21 protein-coding genes are annotated in these 22,832 nt (G+C 39.2%); 20 read left to right on the top strand and 1 reads right to left on the bottom strand.

Annotated features, from left to right (window positions below; translation table 11 throughout):
- The first annotated feature begins 158 nt into the window (after positions 1-158).
- The 20 genes from U735_RS0110465 (at position 159) to U735_RS0110375 (ending at position 22,166) form a co-directional block, all read left to right on the top strand.
- Positions 159-728, top strand: coding sequence for a Crp/Fnr family transcriptional regulator (locus U735_RS0110465; protein ID WP_031443769.1), 570 nt, complete (start codon positions 159-161; stop codon positions 726-728).
- A 70-nt stretch (positions 729-798) separates the two neighbouring features.
- Positions 799-1,407 (top strand): hypothetical protein, encoded by a 609-nt coding sequence (locus U735_RS0110460; RefSeq protein WP_031443768.1) that lies wholly within the window; start codon positions 799-801, stop codon positions 1,405-1,407.
- A gap of 323 nt (positions 1,408-1,730) precedes the next feature.
- Positions 1,731-2,603 carry an AraC family transcriptional regulator gene (locus tag U735_RS0110455; RefSeq protein ID WP_103103960.1) on the top strand — a complete coding sequence of 291 codons (873 nt, stop codon included), beginning with the start codon at positions 1,731-1,733 and terminating at the stop codon, positions 2,601-2,603.
- Between the two features lie 98 nt (positions 2,604-2,701).
- Positions 2,702-3,151, top strand: coding sequence for a MoaF-related domain-containing protein (locus U735_RS0110450; protein ID WP_031443766.1), 450 nt, complete (start codon positions 2,702-2,704; stop codon positions 3,149-3,151).
- A 489-nt stretch (positions 3,152-3,640) separates the two neighbouring features.
- Complete coding sequence (locus U735_RS0110445) at positions 3,641-5,059, top strand: alkyl/aryl-sulfatase (protein ID WP_198036643.1); 1,419 nt, start codon at positions 3,641-3,643, stop codon at positions 5,057-5,059.
- Between the two features lie 296 nt (positions 5,060-5,355).
- Positions 5,356-5,988: a ferric reductase-like transmembrane domain-containing protein gene (locus U735_RS0110440; RefSeq protein ID WP_031443764.1), complete on the top strand. Its 633-nt coding sequence runs from the start codon at positions 5,356-5,358 to the stop codon at positions 5,986-5,988.
- 3 nt (positions 5,989-5,991) lie between these two features.
- The gene (locus U735_RS0110435) at positions 5,992-6,861 is read left to right on the top strand and encodes an NmrA family NAD(P)-binding protein (protein WP_031443763.1); all 870 of its coding nucleotides are present in this window, start codon (positions 5,992-5,994) and stop codon (positions 6,859-6,861) included.
- A complete protein-coding gene (locus U735_RS0110430; RefSeq protein ID WP_031443762.1) occupies positions 6,858-7,586 on the top strand; it encodes a siderophore-interacting protein in 729 nt (242 codons plus the stop codon). The genes U735_RS0110435 and U735_RS0110430 overlap by 4 nt, the downstream gene beginning before the upstream one ends.
- Positions 7,586-8,737 (top strand): ergothioneine biosynthesis protein EgtB, encoded by a 1,152-nt coding sequence (gene egtB / locus U735_RS0110425; RefSeq protein ID WP_031443761.1) that lies wholly within the window; start codon positions 7,586-7,588, stop codon positions 8,735-8,737. Before U735_RS0110430 ends, egtB begins: the two co-directional genes overlap by 1 nt.
- On the top strand, positions 8,734-9,681 hold the full coding sequence (gene egtD / locus U735_RS0110420; protein WP_031443760.1) for an L-histidine N(alpha)-methyltransferase: 948 nt from the start codon (positions 8,734-8,736) through the stop codon (positions 9,679-9,681). The genes egtB and egtD overlap by 4 nt, the downstream gene beginning before the upstream one ends.
- A gap of 405 nt (positions 9,682-10,086) precedes the next feature.
- Positions 10,087-10,851: a hypothetical protein gene (locus U735_RS0110415; RefSeq protein ID WP_232233246.1), complete on the top strand. Its 765-nt coding sequence runs from the start codon at positions 10,087-10,089 to the stop codon at positions 10,849-10,851.
- 113 nt (positions 10,852-10,964) lie between these two features.
- Positions 10,965-12,686 (top strand): amidohydrolase, encoded by a 1,722-nt coding sequence (locus U735_RS0110410; RefSeq protein ID WP_031443758.1) that lies wholly within the window; start codon positions 10,965-10,967, stop codon positions 12,684-12,686.
- Positions 12,687-12,712: 26 nt separating this feature from the next.
- Positions 12,713-13,048: a hypothetical protein gene (locus U735_RS0110405; protein ID WP_031443757.1), complete on the top strand. Its 336-nt coding sequence runs from the start codon at positions 12,713-12,715 to the stop codon at positions 13,046-13,048.
- A gap of 264 nt (positions 13,049-13,312) precedes the next feature.
- Positions 13,313-13,861 carry a hypothetical protein gene (locus U735_RS25975; protein WP_232233245.1) on the top strand — a complete coding sequence of 183 codons (549 nt, stop codon included), beginning with the start codon at positions 13,313-13,315 and terminating at the stop codon, positions 13,859-13,861.
- Positions 13,862-14,950: a response regulator gene (locus U735_RS25970; protein WP_262482709.1), complete on the top strand. Its 1,089-nt coding sequence runs from the start codon at positions 13,862-13,864 to the stop codon at positions 14,948-14,950.
- Between the two features lie 360 nt (positions 14,951-15,310).
- Positions 15,311-17,947 carry an MGH1-like glycoside hydrolase domain-containing protein gene (locus U735_RS0110395; RefSeq protein WP_031443756.1) on the top strand — a complete coding sequence of 879 codons (2,637 nt, stop codon included), beginning with the start codon at positions 15,311-15,313 and terminating at the stop codon, positions 17,945-17,947.
- Between the two features lie 198 nt (positions 17,948-18,145).
- A complete protein-coding gene (locus U735_RS0110390) occupies positions 18,146-19,432 on the top strand; it encodes an acetylxylan esterase (RefSeq protein ID WP_034248734.1) in 1,287 nt (428 codons plus the stop codon).
- 64 nt (positions 19,433-19,496) lie between these two features.
- Positions 19,497-20,792, top strand: coding sequence for a Gfo/Idh/MocA family protein (locus U735_RS0110385; protein ID WP_031443754.1), 1,296 nt, complete (start codon positions 19,497-19,499; stop codon positions 20,790-20,792).
- 45 nt (positions 20,793-20,837) lie between these two features.
- Complete coding sequence (locus U735_RS0110380) at positions 20,838-21,218, top strand: hypothetical protein (protein ID WP_031443753.1); 381 nt, start codon at positions 20,838-20,840, stop codon at positions 21,216-21,218.
- A gap of 186 nt (positions 21,219-21,404) precedes the next feature.
- The gene (locus U735_RS0110375) at positions 21,405-22,166 is read left to right on the top strand and encodes an SDR family oxidoreductase (RefSeq protein WP_031443752.1); all 762 of its coding nucleotides are present in this window, start codon (positions 21,405-21,407) and stop codon (positions 22,164-22,166) included.
- Positions 22,167-22,234: 68 nt separating this feature from the next.
- Here U735_RS0110375 and U735_RS0110370 read toward each other — a convergent pair whose 3' ends face one another.
- Positions 22,235-22,819 (bottom strand): DUF4494 domain-containing protein, encoded by a 585-nt coding sequence (locus U735_RS0110370; RefSeq protein ID WP_031443751.1) that lies wholly within the window; start codon positions 22,817-22,819, stop codon positions 22,235-22,237.
- Positions 22,820-22,832: the final 13 nt, after the last annotated feature.

The following is a 22,832-nucleotide window of genomic DNA, read 5'->3' as shown; positions in this document are numbered from 1 at the left end:
AAGAAATAATGATTACTCTAAATATAAATAATGTGGGAATTACAGGTTTTCAGGCCTTAGTTTTTTAAATAACGCTATCTTACACCTGCCAGTCAAAGCTTAAACAACCGGCACAAATCCATTTATTGGGTTTGTGTCCATTATTTTTACTTTAAGAGATGTACGACAACATTAGTCCCATTATTAATTCTGTATCGCCTATTTCGAGTAAATCGATAGCAAAAATCCAGGAGATAGCGGAATATCATGAAGTAAAAAAAGGAGAGTTAATTACAACTGTTGGACAAAATAATAATCTGGAGTATTTTATTACGGAAGGAATCTGCAAAAGTTTTCTTTACACACCGGAAGGAGAGGATGTAACGATTTCTTTTTTTATGTCGGGCTCTATAATATCTCCCAGCACAACAAGAAATAAGGAGGGCAGATCCATTCTTAATATTCGCGCTTTGACCGATATGGAGATGGCAACCATCAATGCCGGGGAATTCGAAAAATTAATGGTAGAAGATCTTGAAATAAGACATTTTGGAAACACAGTTTTAAGAAATGAACTAATGGGGAAGGTCCAAAAAGAAATAGCATTGGCTTCCCTTAAAGGTAAGGATAGGTTGCAGCTTCTGAGAGATAATTTTCCAAATATCGAAAACCTTATACCGCATTCGGATATAGCATCATATTTAGGATTAACTACAATTTCCTTAAGTAGATTAAGAACACAATCTTAACGCTTAACATTTGTTAATGGAATCTCTCCGTGTATTGACCACCTTTGTTTTCTAATCAAAAACAAGCTCTATGTCAAATTTAAATTCCTTACTTATTAAGGCCTCCTCGGTAAAGAATATCTGTATTCTATTTGTTGCAAGCCACTTGGTCCTGCTTATGATGATGATATTTACTTTGCCTGTGATCAATGACCGAATTGGAACCAAAGTGTTCGACCTCCAAACTTTGGGATATTCCGTTTCCGTAGCCGAATCAATTGTGGAGAACCTGAATAACGAGACTACATCCCTCTACCTTTTCCCGCAATTAACTTTGTTGGATCTTTTATATCCTATTTTATTGGCGCTATTCTTAAGTAGTATTATATTTCGACTTTTTAGTATAACGGAAACCAAAAGCAAAATAGCGTCAATATTATTGGTTATTCCATTTGTGGCAATGCTATTTGATTATGCAGAGAACATATGCGTCATATTAATGATTTCAAAATCTTTGGAGTTAACCAAAACCTTGGTCCTTTTATCAAGTAGCCTTACTATTTTAAAAGGAGTATTCACCTCAATTGCTTGGATTACTATTTTAGTCTATGCTATTAAATGGTTTAGAATGAAAATTCTTGAACGAAATAATAAAAGGGCTGAAGCACCTTACCCAAAAAGCGCTGGCAATAGACTCTGAAATTCCTTTTCCCTTGCGCAGTAAGGAATGGAAACAAGTTTCTCGGAACCAGTATGTTGATATGTGCAAAAAAATTATTCCATCATAAAAAAGGCATCTAAAAAACAAGCTTAATCTATCGATAAACTTAGTTGGATCTACAATTATCTAGTACAAAGAAGAAAAAAAAGATCGGTGGCAAATTGCGATCACTGTACTTATTCTATTCATTTTTGGTACATTGATAAACATTCCTTTTAGAAGGCAAGTTAGTGTAGGGTTGCAAGGGAGTAATTATTATTAATTCCTATATTGAGCATTATTAAAAACTAATCCTTACTAGGTTGAACCCTTTAAAAACTATTCCCAACATATCATTTGAGAGCGAAGAAAATGAAAAAGACTTCGAGTGCCTCAATCTATCCAAGCTGTTTGCTAAAATTAAGGGAGGTTTAAGCCATAATCCCAATTTACCACATAGGGTAGGCTTCTTTGCGTTGTTGATTGTTACCAATGGTCAGGGAACCCACCAAATAGACCTGAAGGAATATCCATTAAAACAAGGGACGGTATTAAAAATAGCCAAGGGTCAAGTACATGCTTTTCAGGAAAACCCTAATTATGAGGGATTCCTTATTTTGTTTACCGAGGAATTTGTTCTGAACTATTTTTCCAAATCCTCCATTGAGTTTATTTCACATCTTTACAATTACCATATTTCCAAGCCTTTGGTAGAAAGTGGTAACTTTAATGAGACTTTTATAACCGAATTAAAAGTTGAATTGGAAGAGGAAAACAGCTACGCCCAAAAGAATATAGTAGCTGCGATGCTAGAATTATATCTACTACGATTGGAACGCCTTTCCCAGACCGCAGACCTACCCAAAAAAAACCATCAGCACTATCCTATTTTTCTCGAATTTAAAAACTTGGTAGAAGCACAATTTAAGTTGACCCGCAACGTAAAGGATTATGCGGAAATGCTGCACATTTCCACCAAACATTTAAACCAGATCGTTAAAGAATTCACCTTGAACACTGCCAAACATTTTATTGATGATTTTGTAACCCTGGAAATAAAAAGAGCTATTGTTAGTACAAATACCAGTTTGAAGGAAATAGGATATGACATGGGTTTTGATGAAGTGACGAACTTTACCAAATTCTTCAAAAAGCATACTGGTACTACCCCCAAACAATTCAAAGCTGATATATAAAAGTATCGTTCCCATATTTACCATTCTTACCCCAAGATTTACCTGCCTAATTTTAAAGTATATGGTCAACTTTGTACCAAACTTTAAAATCTAAGAAAATGAAAACAAAATTAAGGTCATTACTTATTCTAACCATATTAAGTGTTACAATTGGTAATGCACAAAATGAAACAACAGACGGAAATAATTTTCAGTTTGGACAACCCGAACATTTCTTGGACGGTTATTCCATGAACTTCCAGTATCAGGATGGCACTGCTGTACACATTGAGTTTTACAATGGCAAAACTAAATATGAATGGGTTGCCGGACCTGGAAAAGGAAAAGGAAATCAAGATATTCCCTATCGTTCCCGTAAAATTGGCAATGGACTTTATTTAATGAATTGGCATGAAACAGACATAAAGGATTATTTGACCCTAGTATTTGATTTTGAAAAAATGCTAGTCCACAATTCCGTTATAATAGGATACGAAAATAGACCTGAAAGAACCCTAAAAACAGTGTTTAAAAGTGGGATTATAGATCATTTAAAACAGGCCGAATAAGGTTCAAACTATTGCTACTATTTTATTTGATGAATTGGTGACATATAGAATTGAAATTAAATCTGATGAGGACTCCATTAACTTCATCAGATTTTTATTTTGTTGAACTTAATTATAGTGAGTTCCATATAAAGGGACATGTATATAGCCCTGAATAATTTAGTAAAACTAATGATTCTGTCCCCAAAGGATGACATTGAACGAACAAACTCCTGAACAATCAAAAGTCAATCGGACTCTTATTAAAAAAGTTATAACATTCATGGCGCTCTAAGGCTATGGTTCCACTTTTACCATTTACGGTAAAACATTCACCTTTTAGAACCCCAAGATTAATGGCAACTTTGTATGGAATAAAACATATTGGAACCAACTAAAGACAAAAGTTCAATTCCAAAATAACAGTATTAATTCAAAAGGAACTAGTTATTGATCTCTTGGTCTCCAATTATATAGTCCATAAATTGAATATGAAATAATCGGATAGAAATGAAAATAGAAAAAGGTAAAATCGCTACAAAATATATATCAATAGTTAGGGCAACCATGCTTTTTTGGGGAATTGTTTTGTTACAGGCATGCCAAAATTCACCCCAGGAGAACTCACTACAACAACAAGATCAAGAACACCCAAATATCACCAAATTAAAAAGTCAGAATGCCGAATTTATACCCGAAATAATCAAGCTGAATGAAAAGGTATATGTGGCGGTGGGCTATGATGGTTCCAATGCCTCTATGGTTGTTGGGGAAAAAGGGGTAGTGATTATCGATGCGTTACGTGCATTGGGAGCCGCGGAAAAGGTAGCGGAAGAATTCCGGAATATAACCGATAAACCCGTTGAAGCCCTAATATATACGCATGGCCATCTAGATCATACTGGAGGCACTTCTGCTTTTGTTGGCAACAACAAAGATGTTAAGATCATTGCAAGGGAGGGGTTTAAGGACGAATTGCAGGAGCATTCACCGATTGAGCCTATATTAAAACAGCGAAACATACGGCAATTTGGGCGCGATTTACCGGCCAATGAGATTATCAATAGAGGTGTGGCTCCGGGTAGTACCCCAACAGATAGAGCGGGAAAAGGATATTTACCGCCCAACCTCACTTTTCAAGACTCCATAACCCTTAACCTGGCCGGCATAGATATTGAACTGCATGCGGCCGATGGGGAAACCAATGACGAGCTATTTGTGTGGATTCCCGATTTAAAAACATTGTTCACAGGAGATAATTATTACAAATCATTTCCAAACCTTTATGCCATTCGTGGCTCGCAATATAGGGATGTAAAATCTTGGGGCGAATCCATTCAAAAAATGAGTACCTACCCCGTGGAGTTCCTAGTACCAGGCCATACCCGTCCTGTCTCAGGAACAAAACTTGTCCATGACAATCTTACAAACTACGCAACAGCAATCTTAAGCGTCTACCAACAGACCATAGATGCTGTGAACAAGGGGTATACACTGCAACAAACCGTTGACAGCGTTAAGTTGGCAGATTCCCTAATAGATCAACCCAACTTACAGGAATTCTACGGTTCGGTTCCATGGGGCGTTCGATCTATATTTTTACACTATGTTGGCTGGTTTGATGGAAACCCCACCAACCTTTATCCTTTATCTTCCACACAAGAGGCCAAACATATGGTTGAATTGGCAGGTGGTGAGGTTAAAATGCTTCAACAGCTAAATAGGGCATTGGAACAAGGTGATTACCAATGGGGATTGGAATTGGCGGACTATCTGCTGGCAACCGACTATGAAAAAGTAAAAGTCAGCCAAGTTAAGATAAGGCTTTTAAGGGCCTTGGCAGCACAACAAATTAATGCCCCGGCGAGAAACTATTACCTCTCCTATTCCTATGAAATGGAGAAAAATTTGAAAGATAAGGCATTATAACAGTATTTATCCGTAGTTCCAAAATCACCATTCTTAGGATTACATTCACCTTTTAAAATAGCCAGAGAGATGGCAATTTTGTAAAAAAAATAAAACTATGAGTCAAGTAGCAAATTGCCCAAGCTGTGGCAGTAAATCCAAAATTAAAGAAAAGGATGGGCAGATAATTTATGAAGCTATCTAAGACCAGGAAGTTTTTAAAAAAGTTGCTCAACTAAAAAAAGCTATGGAAAAATTTAAAGAAAAAGCCGAATCCTTGGAAAAGGAATTGGAAGCTTTAACGACAAATAAATAGAATGAAGTTTATAAAACGAAACTACGGGTGGATGCTTGTAGCCATTTTGGCGATCTTGCCTTTATTTATCATTTTCGGGATGGTCAATATTGATTATGCAAATGGGCTATCCATTAGCATGATTGAAGATACTGCAAGTGAAGGTAGATCCACATTGGACATATTGTATCACATTTCCGGGGAGTTTGCCATTCGTTGGATGACAGCCGTATTAACCTGTACTCCCTTCTTTATTCTGTTTGGCATCAATAACCTTTTTGTACGCCAAGCCATGGGCATTGCCACAGCGGTATGGAGCCTACTTCACTTCATTATATTTGTGTGGGGCGAAGGTCTTTTGGAAACTTTTACCCAAGCAAACTACATTGCCGGCTTTATAGCCGTACTAATATTGCTTCCGTTACTATTTACATCAAACAGAAAATCCATGAAAAGGTTAAAGTCAAAGTGGAAACAATTACAAAGTTTGGCATATGTTGCTATTGTACTTAGTTTACTACATGTGGCGCTTTTGGATAAAACCTGGCTGATCTATGCGGTAATTGTGGGCTTGGGATTTATTATAAGAATACCCCCCATTAAAAAAAGCATATTGGCATATCGAATACATCAAAGAAAATTAAAAGAAATATAACCCATGAAAATTGCAGTAACATCCGTAAGCGGTCAATTAGAAGCTTCAATAGCAAAAGCGCTGATTAAGGAAATTGGTAAGGAAAACGTCATAGGCATTGCACGCACACCAGAAAAGGCCAAACACTTGGATATAGAAATCAGAAAAGGGGATTACAACAGTCGTACAGATTTTGATGCGGCTTTAAAGGGCGTTGATAAAGTGTTATTGGTTTCTGGAATGGATCAACCTCAGAAGAGAATTCAGCAACACCGTAACGTGATTGAAGCCGCCAAGTTAAATGGAGTGCAAAAAATAGTGTACACCAGCATCGTTGGCGATGAAGAAAATACCGCCTTCAGCCCGGTGGTGCAAAGTAATCGACAGACCGAAGAAGATGTCCGTAGCTCTGGTTTACAATTGATTATTGGTAGAAACGGCATTTATATTGAACCCGACTTGGAGTACATGGACACCTATATAAAGGAAGGTGGAATTACCAACTGTGCCGCTGACGGAAAATGCACCTATACCAGTAGGGAAGAATTAGGTTTTGCCTACGCACAACTCCTTTTAAATGATAAACTAAACGGCCAAACCTTAAACCTTGTCGGGGAAGCAATTACCCAAACTCAATTGGCGGAATATATAAATCAAGTGTACAAAACCAATTTAAAATTTACTTCAATTTCCGTTGAAGACTATAAGAAAGAACGGCAGGCCGCCTTGGGTGAATTTCTTGGTACCATCATTGCAGGAATTTATGAAGGCATTAGAAATGGAGCCAACGAAGTGGTTTCAGATTATGAAAAAGCCGCTGGAAGACCGCATAAATCCCCTTTAACCATGATAGAAAATTATCATCAAAATCATTCAAAAAAACAAAAGGCATGAGTTTTATTGAAAGCATAATAAAATCCGTTGTTTTAAATGAGGCAGTAATCACTGAAAAAGTGAAACTTTCCGAGGCTGCTTATAAAATACGTTTAGAAAACGAAACCATTGGCAAAATCAATTTTATTCCAGGTTCCTTCCTACGTATGGGACTCGGGATCGGCAATGATGAATTGTCCTTAAAAGACAAAATGAGAAGCTATAGCATTTGGGATATCAACAAAGAGAAGTCCTATTTAGATGTGGCCATTGCTACCCACAGCAACGGAATTGGAAGTCAATGGATAAAAAAATGCCAGGTGGGTCAAAAAATATATTTTAGAAACAAAAAAGGCAACTTTTTGGCGGAGGATACTGCTGATAACTATATGATGATAGGAGACCTTTCCGCACTATCCCATCTTTATATGATCCTTAGAAATATAGGCTTAGACAAACATGTGGAAAGCATTGTGTACAGTCAAGATAAACAGGACCTATTTCCCGATATAGATGGCTCCCACCCTTTCAACTTTTACCAATTGCCAAAAAATCCTACCGAGGAATTAATTGCCATGGTGAGCGAAAAAGTCTCTAAATTTAAAGGTAGAAAAATAGTCTATATAGCAGGCGATAGTAGAGTGTGTGTTGCCTTAAACCGGTTTTTTAGACAGGAACTTCTTTGGGAAACCAAGCAAATTAAAACCAAACCGTTCTGGAATCCAGATAAAAAAGGACTTGAATAATGGACTTGATAAACCAATACAATGACGTTAGGGCTTATACGGAACAAATCTGCAAACCGCTCCAAACAGAGGATTATGTAGTCCAGGTAGCGGAATTTGCAAGTCCGGTTAAATGGCAATTGGCACATAGCAGTTGGTTTTTTGAAACCTTTGTATTACTTCCCCATCTCCCAGATTATAAGCTTTTCAATATAGATTTCCCCTACTTGTTCAACAGTTATTACAACAATGCAGGAGATCGGGTTTTAAGGGCAAAACGTGGTAATCTTACCAGACCCACTACTAACGAGGTGTATGCTTATCGTAAACATGTGGATACGGCCATGGGGCAATTGTTACAGCAAAAGTTGGATGCCGAAATGGTTCAATTAGTAACCTTAGGCCTGCATCACGAGCAACAGCATCAAGAATTATTGCTGAGCGATATCAAATATATGTTTGGGCAAAATCCCATTTTTCCTGCTTATGATGTGGAAACCAGCTTACTGGATCAAGAAAGTAACAGGGAGTCAGGACATGTAAAAATATCAGAAGGGGTTTACACCATTGGCTATCAGGGAGATGGATTTTGTTTTGATAATGAATTAGGAGTCCATAAAGTGTATTTGCACGATTTTGAAATTCAAAAAGGCTTGGTGACCAATGGGGAGTACATTGAGTTTATTGAAGCTGGCGGCTATATGGATTTTAACCTGTGGTTGGATGAAGGATGGTCGTGGTTAAAACAAAACCAAGTTTCTAAGCCTTTGTATTGGCATCAGCTAGATGGGCAATGGATGCATTATACCTTAAAAGGGTTTCAGAAAATAAAGGAAAATGACATTTTAAAACATATCAGTTTTTATGAAGCCATGGCTTTTGCTGAATGGAAAGGCATGCGTTTGCCTACAGAATTTGAGTGGGAAATAGCTTCGAGCCAACTTAATTGGGGGCAGCGGTGGGAATGGACCAACAGTGCTTATCTGCCTTATCCCGGTTTTAAAAAAGCCCCTGGTGCAATAGGGGAATACAATGGCAAATTTATGATTAATCAAATGGTTCTCCGTGGAGCCTCAATAGCCACTTCACCAAAGCATAGCCGACCAACTTATCGCAATTTTTTTCACCCAAATGCCCAATGGCAATTTACCGGAATACGATTAGCAAAATGAACAAGCAATTCGCCATCGATGTTAAAGAAGGGCTCAGCAAAAGCCCGAAAAGCCTCTCCTCTAAGTATCTTTATGACGAAAAGGGTTCTGCACTCTTTTCTAAGATCATGAAATTGCCGGAGTATTATTTGACCAATGCAGAGTTTGAAATTTTTGAAAACAAAGCTTCTGAAATCATTAATCTCCTAGGTATTACAAATCAAAAAAACTTCGACCTAATTGAGCTTGGTGCTGGTGATGGGTATAAGACCATGGAATTACTAAAAGCATTGGACACCCTCTGCTTTCAATACCAGTACAGCCCGATTGATATTTCTGCAAAAGCCCTAAATCAAATCGAAGAAAATATTAAGCAACAATTCCCTAATAAAAAAATCTGTCCCAAACTAGGGGATTATTTTCATATCCTACATGATTTAAAACCCTCTCCCCTTCCCAAAGTTGTACTGTTCCTAGGTTCCAATATTGGAAATATGGAGAATGTGGAGGCCAATTTCTTTTTGACCCATCTTAGTGAGAACTTATCCAAAGGTGATAAACTTATACTTGGCGTGGATTTAAAGAAAAGCAAGGACATTGTACTCCCTGCCTACAACGATAGTCAGGGGGTAACCAGCGAGTTTAACCTTAATTTATTGAGTAGAATAAACAGCGAACTTGATGCAGATTTTAACACCGATTTGTTTGAACATACGCCTATGTATGACGAAGAGCAAGGAGTAGCCAAAAGCGCTATCAAAAGTATTGTCAATCAAGAGGTAGAGATTAAAAGCTTGGACATGAAAGTCGCTTTCAGAAAAGAAGAACAGATCCACACCGAAATTTCAAGAAAATACGACGACGCTACCATTCAAAATATCTGTTTAAATACGGGACTTAAAATTGTGGGCAGGATAACAGATTCCCAGAACTATTTTGCAGATTATATTATTGGGAAAGAATAATCGGGATAATATGGTCTTGGTGTACCCAGAATGTCTATTGTTCCAAACCGCGGAACATAAAGTAACAATCAGTATTTAGTTCTACCCTAAGACTGCGCAAACTTGTTGCATTAATTATTACCCGCCTTTAAAGACTGAATAAAAATCCATATTAGCTGTCCTTAGCCACAGAATCAATATTACTTTTTTAAAAAAGGCTCAATTAATTTTAAACACCGTACCCTAGAAAGAATTTAAAACATTTTCTAGATGGTAATATTGATAAATTGTCACAGTGAGCTTTTGTGTTAAGTAAAAAACGTAAATTGTGATTAATTTAGTTAGCTAATAATGGTATCAAGAACATTAATTATAGTAGCGATAATATTATTATCATGCAGAAGTAATGACATAGATAACAGCAAATTGCAAGTAGGAAGTTTCAATATTGAAAAAGACCTCCTATTGGTTCAATATGATTGTAAAACCGATGTAGATGACCTCCACACCGTAGCTGCTTTTTTTACACTCATGTCCAACGTCACTTATTCTAACATAAATTATCACGCCGTTGCTGGCACTTACGGTATTCAGAACGGCTTGTACGTTCCTCCCAATCCATTGTTTGAGCTGGCATTCAGGGACAATTGGACGGATGCACATGATAATATACAAACCGCCGTTGAACAAGTTAAGTCCAAAATAACCGAAACCCTCTTAAATGAAGGCCATGTATGGATAGCTGAAGCGGGACAATCAGATTTTACTGCCCTACTTATTCAATCCATTAAGGCTAGTTTACCTGAAATAAACACGAACGAAAATATACATGTGGTTCAACATTCTGATTGGAATGAAAAATCTACCTCTCCAAATGCTTTGGAATTCGTAAAGAATAACACCGATTATCATAAAATACCGGACGGCAATGTGGTAGGTAATGGGACACCTGGTTTTAACTCTGCAGTATATACCCATTGGAAGGACAAAATTACAAATCCAAAATTGCTTGAAGTTTGGGAACTCGCCTTTGAAATTTCAAATGAATATAACGGAAAAGATGGGCGCTACAACAATAAGAGTATTTCTCAAGGTGGAAGGGATTTTTCGGACCTTTCTGAAGTTTGTTGGATCTTGGGTTTAAATGATATTAAGGATACGGAAGAATTTTTTAATCTCTATTCCAATTAAAAAAGCTGCCCATCCTTTGGTAAATAATTTTATTGAAAAAATGGAATTGCTCATTGCATTGCCTTTAGTTTCCACCTAAAATTGTAAATTCAGCTTTCTTAAAACGAATATTTATGCGATTACGATATTCTCTTTTCGTAAGAATGTCCATAAGCTTCCTGCTTTTCACAGCCTGCAAGGGTACGGTACATGAATCTGCCACCTTACTTATATTTGGAGGTAATATTTATACTGTAGATGCTACTAGGCCAATGGTAGAAGCAGTAGCCGTGAAGGACAACACTATCCTTTTCGCCGGTAGTCTTGCCGAAGCCGAACAATACAAAAACGACCAAACACAACTGTTGGATCTTAATGATAAAACCATGACGCCAGGATTAATAGAAGGGCATGGCCATTTCATGGGATTGGGTTACAATGAATTGAACTTAGATCTCAATAACACCACCAGCTATCAAGAAATAGTAGATGCTGTAGCCGAGAGAGTTAAAACTGCAGCGCCGGGAGAATGGATTACGGGCAGAGGATGGCATCAAAGCAAATGGACGGAAATGCCCTCAGAAACAGTAAATGGCTTTCAAACACATGACTTACTTAGTGCAGTTTCCCCTGACAATCCGGTTTACTTGGGGCACGCCAGTGGTCATGCAGGTTTTGCCAATGCCAAGGCCATGGAAATTGCCGGCCTAATGGAATTGGACAAGGAAGGAATCAGCAAATTTGAGGTCGAAGGTGGTGAAGTAATGCGGGACGCCATGGGAAGGCCAACGGGTATTTTCAATGAGCTTGCCCAAAGCCTTATTACAAAACACATACCCGAGAACACTCCTGCAAAAGATATCAAAGCATTTGAAATGGCGGTTGCCGCCTGCCATAAAAATGGTATTACCGGGTTTCACGATGCGGGAATAGGTAGAGAGACCATTGCGCTATACGAAGAAATGAAAGCCAAGGATAAAATGAAAATTCGACTGTACGGCATGCTAACGGGCGGAGACAAAGAGTTGTTGAACGAATGGTATAAAAAGGGTCCAATAGTGGATCCCGATAATTTAGTAACTATCCGCTCCGTGAAATTAAACTGTGATGGGGCCTTGGGTTCGCGAGGGGCTTGGTTGTTGGAAGCCTATACCGATAGGCCTGGACATTTTGGCCACGAAACCCTCCCAATGAATTTTGTGGAAGAAACCGCAATTAACGGTCTAGAGTACGGTTTTCAGGTATGCTCACACGCTATAGGCGACCGGGCCAATAGGGAAGTGCTGGACCGGTACGAATCGGCCTTTACCGAATTGCCCCAATTGGCAACCGATCACAGGTTCCGGATAGAGCATGCTCAACATTTACATCCTGAAGATATACCCCGATTTGCCCAATTAAAAGTTATTCCGGCAATGCAAGCCATACACATGTCTTCGGATAGGGCTTGGGCAATTGACCGTTTGGGAGAACAACGAATAAAAGAAGGTGCCTATATGTGGCAAAGCCTTTTAAAAAGTGGTATCCCCATAGTGAACGGCACCGATGTACCAGTGGAACCACTAAACCCAATCGCGAGTTTCTATGCCAGTGTAACAAGAAAGACTTTACAAGGTACCCCGGATGGAGGTTATGAGCCGGCAGAAAAGATGACACGGGAGCAGGCCCTTAGATCATATACCCTGGATGCGGCCTATGGAGCCTTTGAAGAGGGCATTAAGGGCTCTATAACGGTTGGTAAATTAGCCGATTTCACTATTTATAACCAGGATCTAATGAAGGTTGCTGAAAAAGAGCTTTTAAATACGGAGATAGCCATGACGATTTTTGGGGGCGAAATAGTATATACCAAGTAGGATTGATTTTAAATGTAAAGATCCCCATGAATTATAACAATAAGAAATTTAGAACCGTCCAAAACTCGGAAAATGGGGAAACTTCCGCTGAAACCATTTTTAAATACCGGCAAAAAGGCAATATATTGACTTCCGATTATGAAGGTGGGGAAATTATAAGAGGACATTTGATAGGTTTGGTAGACCCGGACGGGAATATAGACATGCGGTATCATCAAGTTAACGCTAAAGGAGAATTAATGACCGGGGTCTGCAATTCAAAACCGGAAATTCTGTCCAACGGAAAAATCAGACTTTACGAAAATTGGCAATGGACAAGTGGTAATAAATCCTGCGGAAAATCAATAATAGAAGAGATTTAATCACATACAACTATTGATGAATTTTCACTCTTTAATATAATCCCTTCTCCCTGCAAGATTGGGTTCCCAATCTAAATTGTAAGAATTTACCTATAATAAATAAAGGATATAATCGTTCTAGTGAAGTGAACTCTATAAACATCGCAAAAATGGCGGGTTCCAGTACCAATTGTACACCTATTTTGCGTTAATTTATTAAAACCAATGGCTGAATTCTCTTCTAGACGAGTAAAACTGGTATTTTGCTTATCAATATTAACAACCATGATATCCACAATTTGGTTTTTTATTGCCAGGAGCTTGGGTTTGATGGAATTGAGCACATATATTGGGGCTACGGTACCCTTTTTTATTATTTCGGCGCTTGTTTCTAAAAAAGGAAACCTCACCCTTGCGCGCTTTATCTACATGATTGCCTTTAATATAAGTGTTGCCATCACGGCTTCATTTATTGGAAAAGCAGGTAGTGTTGAGTTTATTTTAATGTTCGCCCTGGCCCTACCCTTTGTAACCTTTTCCTTTAGACGTGAGCGGCAGATTATAGCCCTATTTTCCGGACTTTCAATGCTACTTTGGTTTCTCTTGTATTATACGGATTTTAATCTGTTCACCAATATCCATATGGATCCTGAACTGGCTGGTAAATATGTTTATCCTGTCTCCATTGGTACCACTATTTTATTGGTAACCTATCAGTTAATTTATTTCTCCTATATAAATGCCCAGTATTATTCCAGCATCCACAACCAGCGCGAAGAAGCCATAGAGGAATCCAACGCCAAATCAAGATTTTTGAGTATGATGAGCCATTAGATACGGACCCCTTTAAATGCTATTACCGGCCTCTCGCACATATTGGGGGATTCCAATCCAAGACAAGATCAGGTGCAGAATATAGAAGCGCTGAACTACTCAGGGAAGATTTTGCTGAACCTGCTTAACAATGTTTTGGATTTCAGTAAAATGGAATCCACAACAATTACCTTGGATCCAATTCCTACCAATATAATGTTGGCCGTAAAACAAATTAAAAAAATTCATGAGCCCAGTTGTTTACGGAAAGGTATTACCCTTGAATTGGAAATTGATGATGATCTTCCCATTGTACAGTTAGATATAGTACGTTTTAACCAGGTAATAAACAACCTAGTTTCAAACGCCATCAAGTTCACCGATGAAGGAAGTGTAACCCTAAGGATCACAAAACTAAACGAAACCACAGATACTGTCCTTTTGCATACAGAAATAAAGGATACCGGTATAGGCATTGCCCAGGATCAGCATGAAAAAGTATGGCAAGCATTTACCCAAGCTTCAACCAGTACAAATCGCTTGTATGGTGGAACAGGCCTAGGGCTGCCCATTGTAAAAAGTATAGTGGAAGCCATGGGGTCACAAGTAAAAATTGATAGTGAGCCGGGCGTTGGCAGTAGTTTTAATTTCGATTTGCAGTTAAAATTGGCTTCGAACGATGAACTGGAACAAGCCACCAAGAAAAAAGAACATGATCTAAAGGGAAAAAGAATTTTGTTGGTGGAAGACAATCAGATCAATGTTATGGTGGGCAGACAAATTTTGGAAAAGGCCAACCTTGTCGTTGATGTGGCTTATGACGGACAAGAGGCTGTAAACAAGGTTCGGGAAAATAATTATGATGCCGTACTTATGGACATTCAGATGCCGATAATGGACGGATATACCGCTTCCAAAGAAATAAGAAAATTTAATACAGTTACCCCCATAATGGCACTATCCGCCTCTGTATTTATGGAGGTAAAGAGCAAAATTATCGAAAGTGGCATGAATGGTTTCATTTTTAAACCTTTTGAACCGGAAGACCTTCTGGACAAAATTGAAGACGCAATGCAAAGCAACATTCCTGCTAATGTAGTTGCCAATTAAAAAGAACAGCTTGCGCATCAATACCTTAAAAGGACCGACACTATAGATTGTCCAACAAATCCTTAAAAAAGCTATCTCCTTTCGTAAAAGTAAGATTGGGCAACTACCCAAACCGCGTAAATACAATATGACTTCCTTAGTTTGGACCTTATTTTTTAATGAGATAACAAAAGTATGTCCATAAAAATAACAATTAGGCAATATTGAACTGCATATTTACCAACTGAATTAATTAATCTTATTTTTACCATAATACCAGTATTAAAAAATAGTTGTTCAAACTTTATGTATAGCTATAGAACATACCGGTTTTTAACATCTATGGTTTAATTCTACTATTTACACCTAAACAAGATCTCAATGGCACATTTTACCCCGAAAATTGCTGAGGAAGAAAGACTGGCAGTTCCCGACAATTACAAAAATTGGAAAAAATGGGGTCCGTATTTGGCGGAAAGACAATGGGGCACCGTTCGGGAGGATTACAGTGAGCATGGACATGCGTGGGATTTTGTAGATCATGAAAAAGCACGTAGCAATGCCTATAGATGGGGAGAAGAAGGTATAGGCGGCTTTTGCGATTCTAGGGAAATAATGTGCCTGGCGCCTGCCTTTTGGAATGGAAAGGATAAAATTTTAAAGGAACGCTTGTTCGGTCTTACCAATAACCAGGGTAATCACGGGGAAGATGTTAAGGAACTATATTTTCATCAGGTATCCACACCAACCCACTCCTACTGCAAATACCTATATAAATATCCACAGAAAAAATTTCCATATCTGGAGTTGGTCAATAACAACATTCGCAGCCGGGAAGACATGGAATATGAGCTATTGGATTCCAAATCCTTTAATAACAATGCCTATTTTGATTGTTATATTGAATATGCCAAAGCAGATGTAGAAGATATTCTAATGAAAATCACGGTGGTCAACAGAGGTCGCAGAAAGGCCAAGATACATGTACTTCCACACCTCTGGTTTAGAAATTTTTGGAAGCATAATAAGCGGTTTAGCCGTCCTAGTATCAAATCTATAGGCGATAATTGTATACAATCCAGAAGTATAAGAAACGGAAGGCATTATTTCTACCATGAAGATGGTGAACAGCTGTTCTGTGAAAATGAGACCAACAACAAACGTATTTATAATGTGGACAATGAGGTGGACTATGTTAAGGATGGCATCAATGACCATGTGGTAAATGGTAAGCCCACTGTAAATCCAGAAAAAAATGGATCCAAGTCGGCCGTATGGTATAAATTTAAACTTAAGGCGGGAGAAGAAAAAAGCATAAGGATACGGCTAAGCAAGAAAAAATTGGAGAATCCCTGGTCCGATTTTGACGCCGTATTCGATCAAAGAATAAAAGAAAGTGAGGATTTTTATGGCAATATCCTAAAGACCGATCTGCCAGAAGCCCACCAATCCATTGCCAAAAGTGCCTTTTCAGGTCTGTTGTGGACCAAGCAATTCTACTACTATGATGTTTTTAAATGGCTTTTTGGGGGGCCCGGGGAACCAAAACCCTTCCGTGTGGCCGCTAGAAATTTTAGTTGGCAACACCTTACCAATAGGCATGTAATATCCATGCCCGACAAATGGGAGTATCCTTGGTATGCGGCCTGGGACCTTGCCTTTCATATGGTTTCCTTTGTGGAAATAGATCCCTATTTTGCAAAAGAACAATTGCTGTTGGTATTGCGGGAGAGTTATATGCATCCCAACGGGCAAATCCCGGCCTACGAGTGGAATTTTAGTGACGTTAACCCACCTGTTCATTCTTGGGCGGTTTGGAACGTCTACGAAAAGGATAAACTGCGCACTGGCAAAGGGGACACCAAATTTCTGGAACATGCCTTCCAAAAACTACTTATCAATTTTACTTGGTGGGTAAACCAAAAAGATAAACATGGCACCGATCTTTTTGAAGGTGGATTTTTGGGTCTGGACAACATTGGGGTTTTCGATCGCAATCACATGCCCCCTGGCGTTAGCAGAATGCAGCAGGCCGATGCGACAAGTTGGATGGCCATGTTTACGGTAAATATGCTGCGCATGTCTTTGGAACTGGCCAAGACCAACAAAGTGTATGAGGAGTCTGCGGCCAAATTCTTCAGGCATTTCCTGAATATTGCCTGGGCCATGCACCATATAGGGAAAAAAGATATCTCCCTGTGGGATGATGAGGACGACTTTTACTACGACGTAGTTGAGCTTTCCAACGGGGCAACAAGTAGATTGAAAGTACGTTCCTTGGTAGGTATAATTCCCTTATTTGCCGTTGAGATCATTCACAAGGACCTCTTTGAACAATTGAAGGAGTTTAAAATAAGGGCCGCCGAAATTGTTAGGACCAGACCAGATCTGGCTTCCCTAATCTCCAATATAGAGGAGGCCAACAAGGATGGCAACTATCTTTTTTCGATCATGAGGGGCTATAGACTGGAAAAACTCCTTATACGGCTCTTGGATGAAGATGAGTTTCTATCAGACTACGGGATTCGTTCCCTTTCAAAGTATCACAAGGATCATCCTTTTGTATTTCAGCACAACGGTCATTATACCATTCACTACGAACCTGGTGAAAGTAGGTCCAATATGTTTGGGGGCAACTCCAATTGGCGGGGTCCCATTTGGATGCCGTTGAATTATATGATCATTCAGTCCTTGCGAAAATATTATACCTTCTATGGACCTACCTATCAATATGAATTCCCTACTGGATCCGGAAAGAAACTCAATCTAAATGAAATAGCCAATGAGCTTACCAAAAGGTTGGTAAGGTTGTTCGAGCCCAATTCCGAAGGTAAATTCCAATACCATGCGGATGACCGGAATAAACTTTTCTCCAAAGATGAACATTTCAAAAACCAACATCTCTTTTACGAATTTTTTGATGGTGACAATGGCAAGGGTCTTGGGGCATCTCATCAAACGGGATGGACGGCGCTTATTGCAAATTTGATTATGGAAATGGACGAATCAGAGTCCTAAGTCTTAGATTATCCAAACATTTATAAAAATCTAGACCTCACATTGTGGGGTCTTGTTCATTTATAGACCAAAATTTCAACCATATTTATTATCTTTCAAAAGTGGCAAGGAATCATTACCAATTTCTATCATGCCATATTATGCATACTCCCCCGGTGTAGCTGAATGTTGAATACAAACCAACCAAAAAAAATGAAAATGAAAATTTTTACTGCCCTTGCGTGTTTTCTCCTTTTTAGCTTTTATTTAAGTGCACAACCCCGCCAGGAACTGGTAGAGGTCATGGTGAGTCCAAACCATGCCGACTGGACTTACTCTCTTGGCGATCAGGCCGAATTTTCAATTTCTGTTTATAAAAACAATGTCCCCCTGGACGGCATCGAAATTAAATATACCATTCAACCTGATCCAGGATATAGAACCTTAAAAATTTGGGATGAAGGCACCCGCATCCTCAAAAACAATTCCACCAAAATAAAGGCCAAAAAATTTACCGAACCTGGATTCCTGCGTTGTACGGTAAAAGTTAAGGTAGATGGAAAGGAATATTCCTCCTACACTACAGTGGGCTTTGCGCCAAACAAAATACAACCCACTACCACCTTACCTAAAGATTTTGAGGCGTTTTGGAAAAAAAATCGGGAAGAATTGAATCAAGTTCCCATGAACGCGGTATTGACCTTGATGCCCGAACGTTGTACCGATAAGGTAGATGTTTACCATGTGAGGTTGGACAACATTAAAGGGAAAATCTATGGCATTCTTACCAAGCCCAAGGAGCCAGGAAAATATCCTGCCATTCTACATGTACCGGGCGCGGGCATACGGCCCTATTATGGGGAAATTGACGAGGCGGCAGAAGGATTCATCTCCTTTACCATTGGTATTCACGGTATTCCTGTAAACCTGGACCAAAGTGTTTATGATGATCTTGGCAAAGGGGCCTTGAACGGTTACCAGACCTTTAATCTGGATGATAGGGATAATGCCTATTACCGCCGGGTATATCTCGGTTGTGTTAGAGCAGTAGATTTTATAGAAAGTGTGGAGGGATTTAACGGCGAGGATATTGCCGTTACCGGTGGTAGCCAGGGAGGTGCGCTTTCCATTGTAACTGCCGGATTGGATGATAGAATTGATTATTTGGCGGCCTTTTACCCTGCCCTGTCTGATATGACCGGATTTCTACATGGACGTGCCGGCGGTTGGCCACAGATTTTCGTGGACGAATTCACCAATAAACCAGAGAAAATAGAAGTTTCAAAGTATTACGATGTCGTAAATTTTGCACGTTTTGTAAAAGCACCAGGCTGGTATAGTTGGGGCTATAATGACAATGTGTGTCCGCCAGCCTCTACCTATTCCGCCTATAACGTACTTACAGCTCCGAAGGAATTGCATCTTTTCCAAAAAACGCAACATTGGACCTACCCTGAACAACAGGATTTAAGAAGAGAATGGTTATTCTCGAAGCTCAAGAAATAAGATAGGTCCAACTCTAATTTTTTGGTTATGGTTGTACTACTACTATTAATTAAACTAAACGTTCATGAAAGTTAAAGACCAACAACGTAGAGAATTTATAAAACAAAGTGGTTTAGGACTACTGGGCCTAACACTTTTGCCTTCGGCCTATGGCCACTTTGCTCCTAGCGATCGCCTACGGGTGGCCCACATTGGCGTTGGAGGCATGGGTAACAGCCATATGAAATGGTTCAGCGCATTGCCTGAAGTTGATGTAGTAGCACTTTGCGATGTAGACGAAATGCACTTGGCCAATAGCCTTAAAACTATGGAAACCCTGCAACCTGGTAAAAAAGTAAAAGGATATGGGGATTTTAGGCATATCTTGGATCGTAATGATATAGATGCCATTACCTGTGCAACCCCGGACCATTGGCATGCCCAGATTGCAACTTTGGCTTTCCAGGCAGGAAAGGATGTATATGGTGAAAAACCACTTTCCTATGATGTTAAGGAAGGGCAGATGATGCTCAAAAATTTGGAAAAGCACAACCGTATTTTCCAAATGGGCAACCAGATACATGCTACCGACAACTATCACCGAGTTGTTGAAATTGTTAAGTCGGGCGCAATTGGCAAGGTGCACACGGTTCGTTTATGGAAAACGGGGGCACCACCCAATCTGGGCAATCCAAAAAGCATTGCCGTACCCAAAGGCCTAAATTGGGATATGTGGTTGGGGCCAGCCCCCTATGTAGATTACATTCCTGAAAAATGCCACTTTACCTATAGATATTTTCTGGATTATTCCGGAGGTTATTTTGCCGATTTTTGGTGCCATATTGCCGATGTGGCTTTCTGGGCCTTGGATCCTAAAGGTTTGAAAAGTATTGTTGCCCGTGGGGAAAAGGCCGAAGGTATTGCAGACACCCCTAAATGGTTGGAAGTCGATTACGATTACGATGATTTAAAAATCTATTGGACCACTGAACCTCCCAATGTTCCCGGTGCTGCCGATCGTGGGATCGGAGCCTATTTTGAAGGGGACAAGGGCAGTCTAATCTGTGATTACAATTCCCGGGAAATCACCATTAATGGAGAAACCATGACCGATATCCCTGAAATACCACAAAGTATAATCCGTTCGCCTGGACATCAACAAAACTTTGTGGATGCGGTTAAATCGAGAACCCAACCCGAATCAAACCTGGCCTATGCCCGCAATATGACACTGCCCATGCATTTGGGGTTGATTTCCTATAGATTGGGGAGAAAACTTAACTGGGATTCGGAAAAGGAAAAGTTTGTTGGGGATGCGGAGGCCAATGCGTTATTATCAAGAAAAGCAAGGAAGGCCTGGCGGTTGGTTACCAAACCATAATCATAATTGAAGGGTTGCCTAATATTAATAATGCAAAAGACTATAATGAACAAGAAAGTAGCTATCAAAATCATGTTTTTTCTACTCGGAACCATTTTGATATTTCATCTCCTAATTTTCACCGAACAAATACCTTATGATAAAGTCTGGGCTGGCAGATTGAATTCTGTTGAGGAAATGAAATCCTTTGAAACCTTTTCCATTCTGATCAATATCTTTATGGTCTTGGTTCTGTTAATTAAATACAAACTATTAAAGAGCGGAAAATCAAACAAGGCTATTGATATCCTTATTTGGGTATTTGTGGTCTTTTTTGCCCTGAATACCCTCGGCAATTTATTCGCCAAAAGCTTGATAGAATTAATTTTGGGGAGTTTTTTGACCCTGGCCTGCTCTATTCTTTGTTTTATAATCGTTAAAAAGTAGGAAAGAAAAACAATTGGATAGTTAGTAGTAAATGCTCCCAAGTACTATATAAGTATGTACAGAACAATAAGCTTTTATATTGCTCACAACAATAACGGAAAATAATATTGACTTCAACAAAATTGGATTGTACTTGGTCCTTTTCTTTATTATTCCCGAATTTTACTAAAACAAAAATACATTATAATGCCCGAAAACAAAATTGCACTAGTAACAGGAGGCAGTCGAGGTCTAGGTAAGGATATGGCCATTAATATTGCAAAAAAAGGAATAGATGTTATTATCACCTACCACTCCAACAAATCGGCGGCAGATAAGGTTGTTGCCGAGATAAGGAATATGGGGCGGATGGCTTATGCGCTACAATTGGATACCGCTAGGATAAATTCCTTTGATGAATTCTTTATTGAGCTTTCCGCTTATCTGAAAACCGAGACAGCGCAGGAGAAATTCGATTTTTTAATAAACAATGCAGGTACCGGAATTTACCAACCTTTTATTGAAACCACGGAAGAACAGTTTGATGAAATGGTAAACGTTCATTTCAAGGGGGTCTATTTCCTAACACAGAAAGCCTTGCCCTATTTAAAAGATGGCAGCAGAATTATAAATATTTCCTCCGGACTAACCAGGTTTACTTTTCCAAAATCATCCGCCTATGCTCCGGCAAAAGCTGCTGTAGAAGTGTTTACCAGGTACTTGGCCAAAGAATTGGCACATAGAAAAATTACTGCGAATGTTGTGGCTCCAGGTGCCGTAGGAACTGATTTTGGTGGTGGGGAAAACAAGACCAACGAGCAAAAAAGAAAGGCGGTCACTGCTGCCACTGCTTTGGGAAGAGTGGGAGAACCCGAGGATATTGGTGGTGTGGTGGCATTTTTGTGTACCGAGGACGCACGCTGGATCAATGGTCAGCGCATTGAAGCTTCGGGAGGGATAATGCTATAAAACTGTTAGGATTACTAAAAAGAGGGCCTATTGGCCCTCTATATATACTCAACCCCAAGAAATTTGGTCTACTCCTCTTCCCCTTCCAAGGCTCCAACTGCCAGGGCTTCCTCATTTTCAAAAGTATCCAATGCTTCCAAATCTTCATTAAGCGAATTGGGCTCCGAACCTGAAGCCTTTAAGGCATTGAACTTTTCCAATTGTTCCAAATCCCCTTCATCTCCTGAAAAATAAGGAAATACGTCCATGATCGGAGATTCTGAAATAACAGGAATACTATAGTCGCCCATCGTGCCTTTCATGGCTTGTATGGTATTGTCATAAGCTTCCTTTACATCATTGGCCTGAACCAACAAATAGATATTGGTTTTTCTTTCCTTACCACTGTTTTCATCAAAGGCAATTAGAGCTACTTTCGACTTAAACCAGCGATCTGAATTTTCAAATGGGTGCACCTCTGAAAAATTCGCAACCTTTATATTTGTAATCAGGAATTCTTCACTAGTATAGGCGGCCATCTCTTCATTTATCCTACTTTCCGCTTCGGTATAGGATATGGCATCCAATAAATAGGTTTCCGTAGTTACTTTTTGCTCTCCCGTTTCATGTGTTTTTCTGTATTTTACTTTGCACTCGTACCAAGTCTGACTCATATCTATGTTTTTT

It is taken from the genome of Arenibacter algicola (assembly GCF_000733925.1).
Lineage (GTDB): Bacteria > Bacteroidota > Bacteroidia > Flavobacteriales > Flavobacteriaceae > Arenibacter > Arenibacter algicola.
This window is presented reverse-complemented; position numbering and strand designations above follow the sequence as displayed.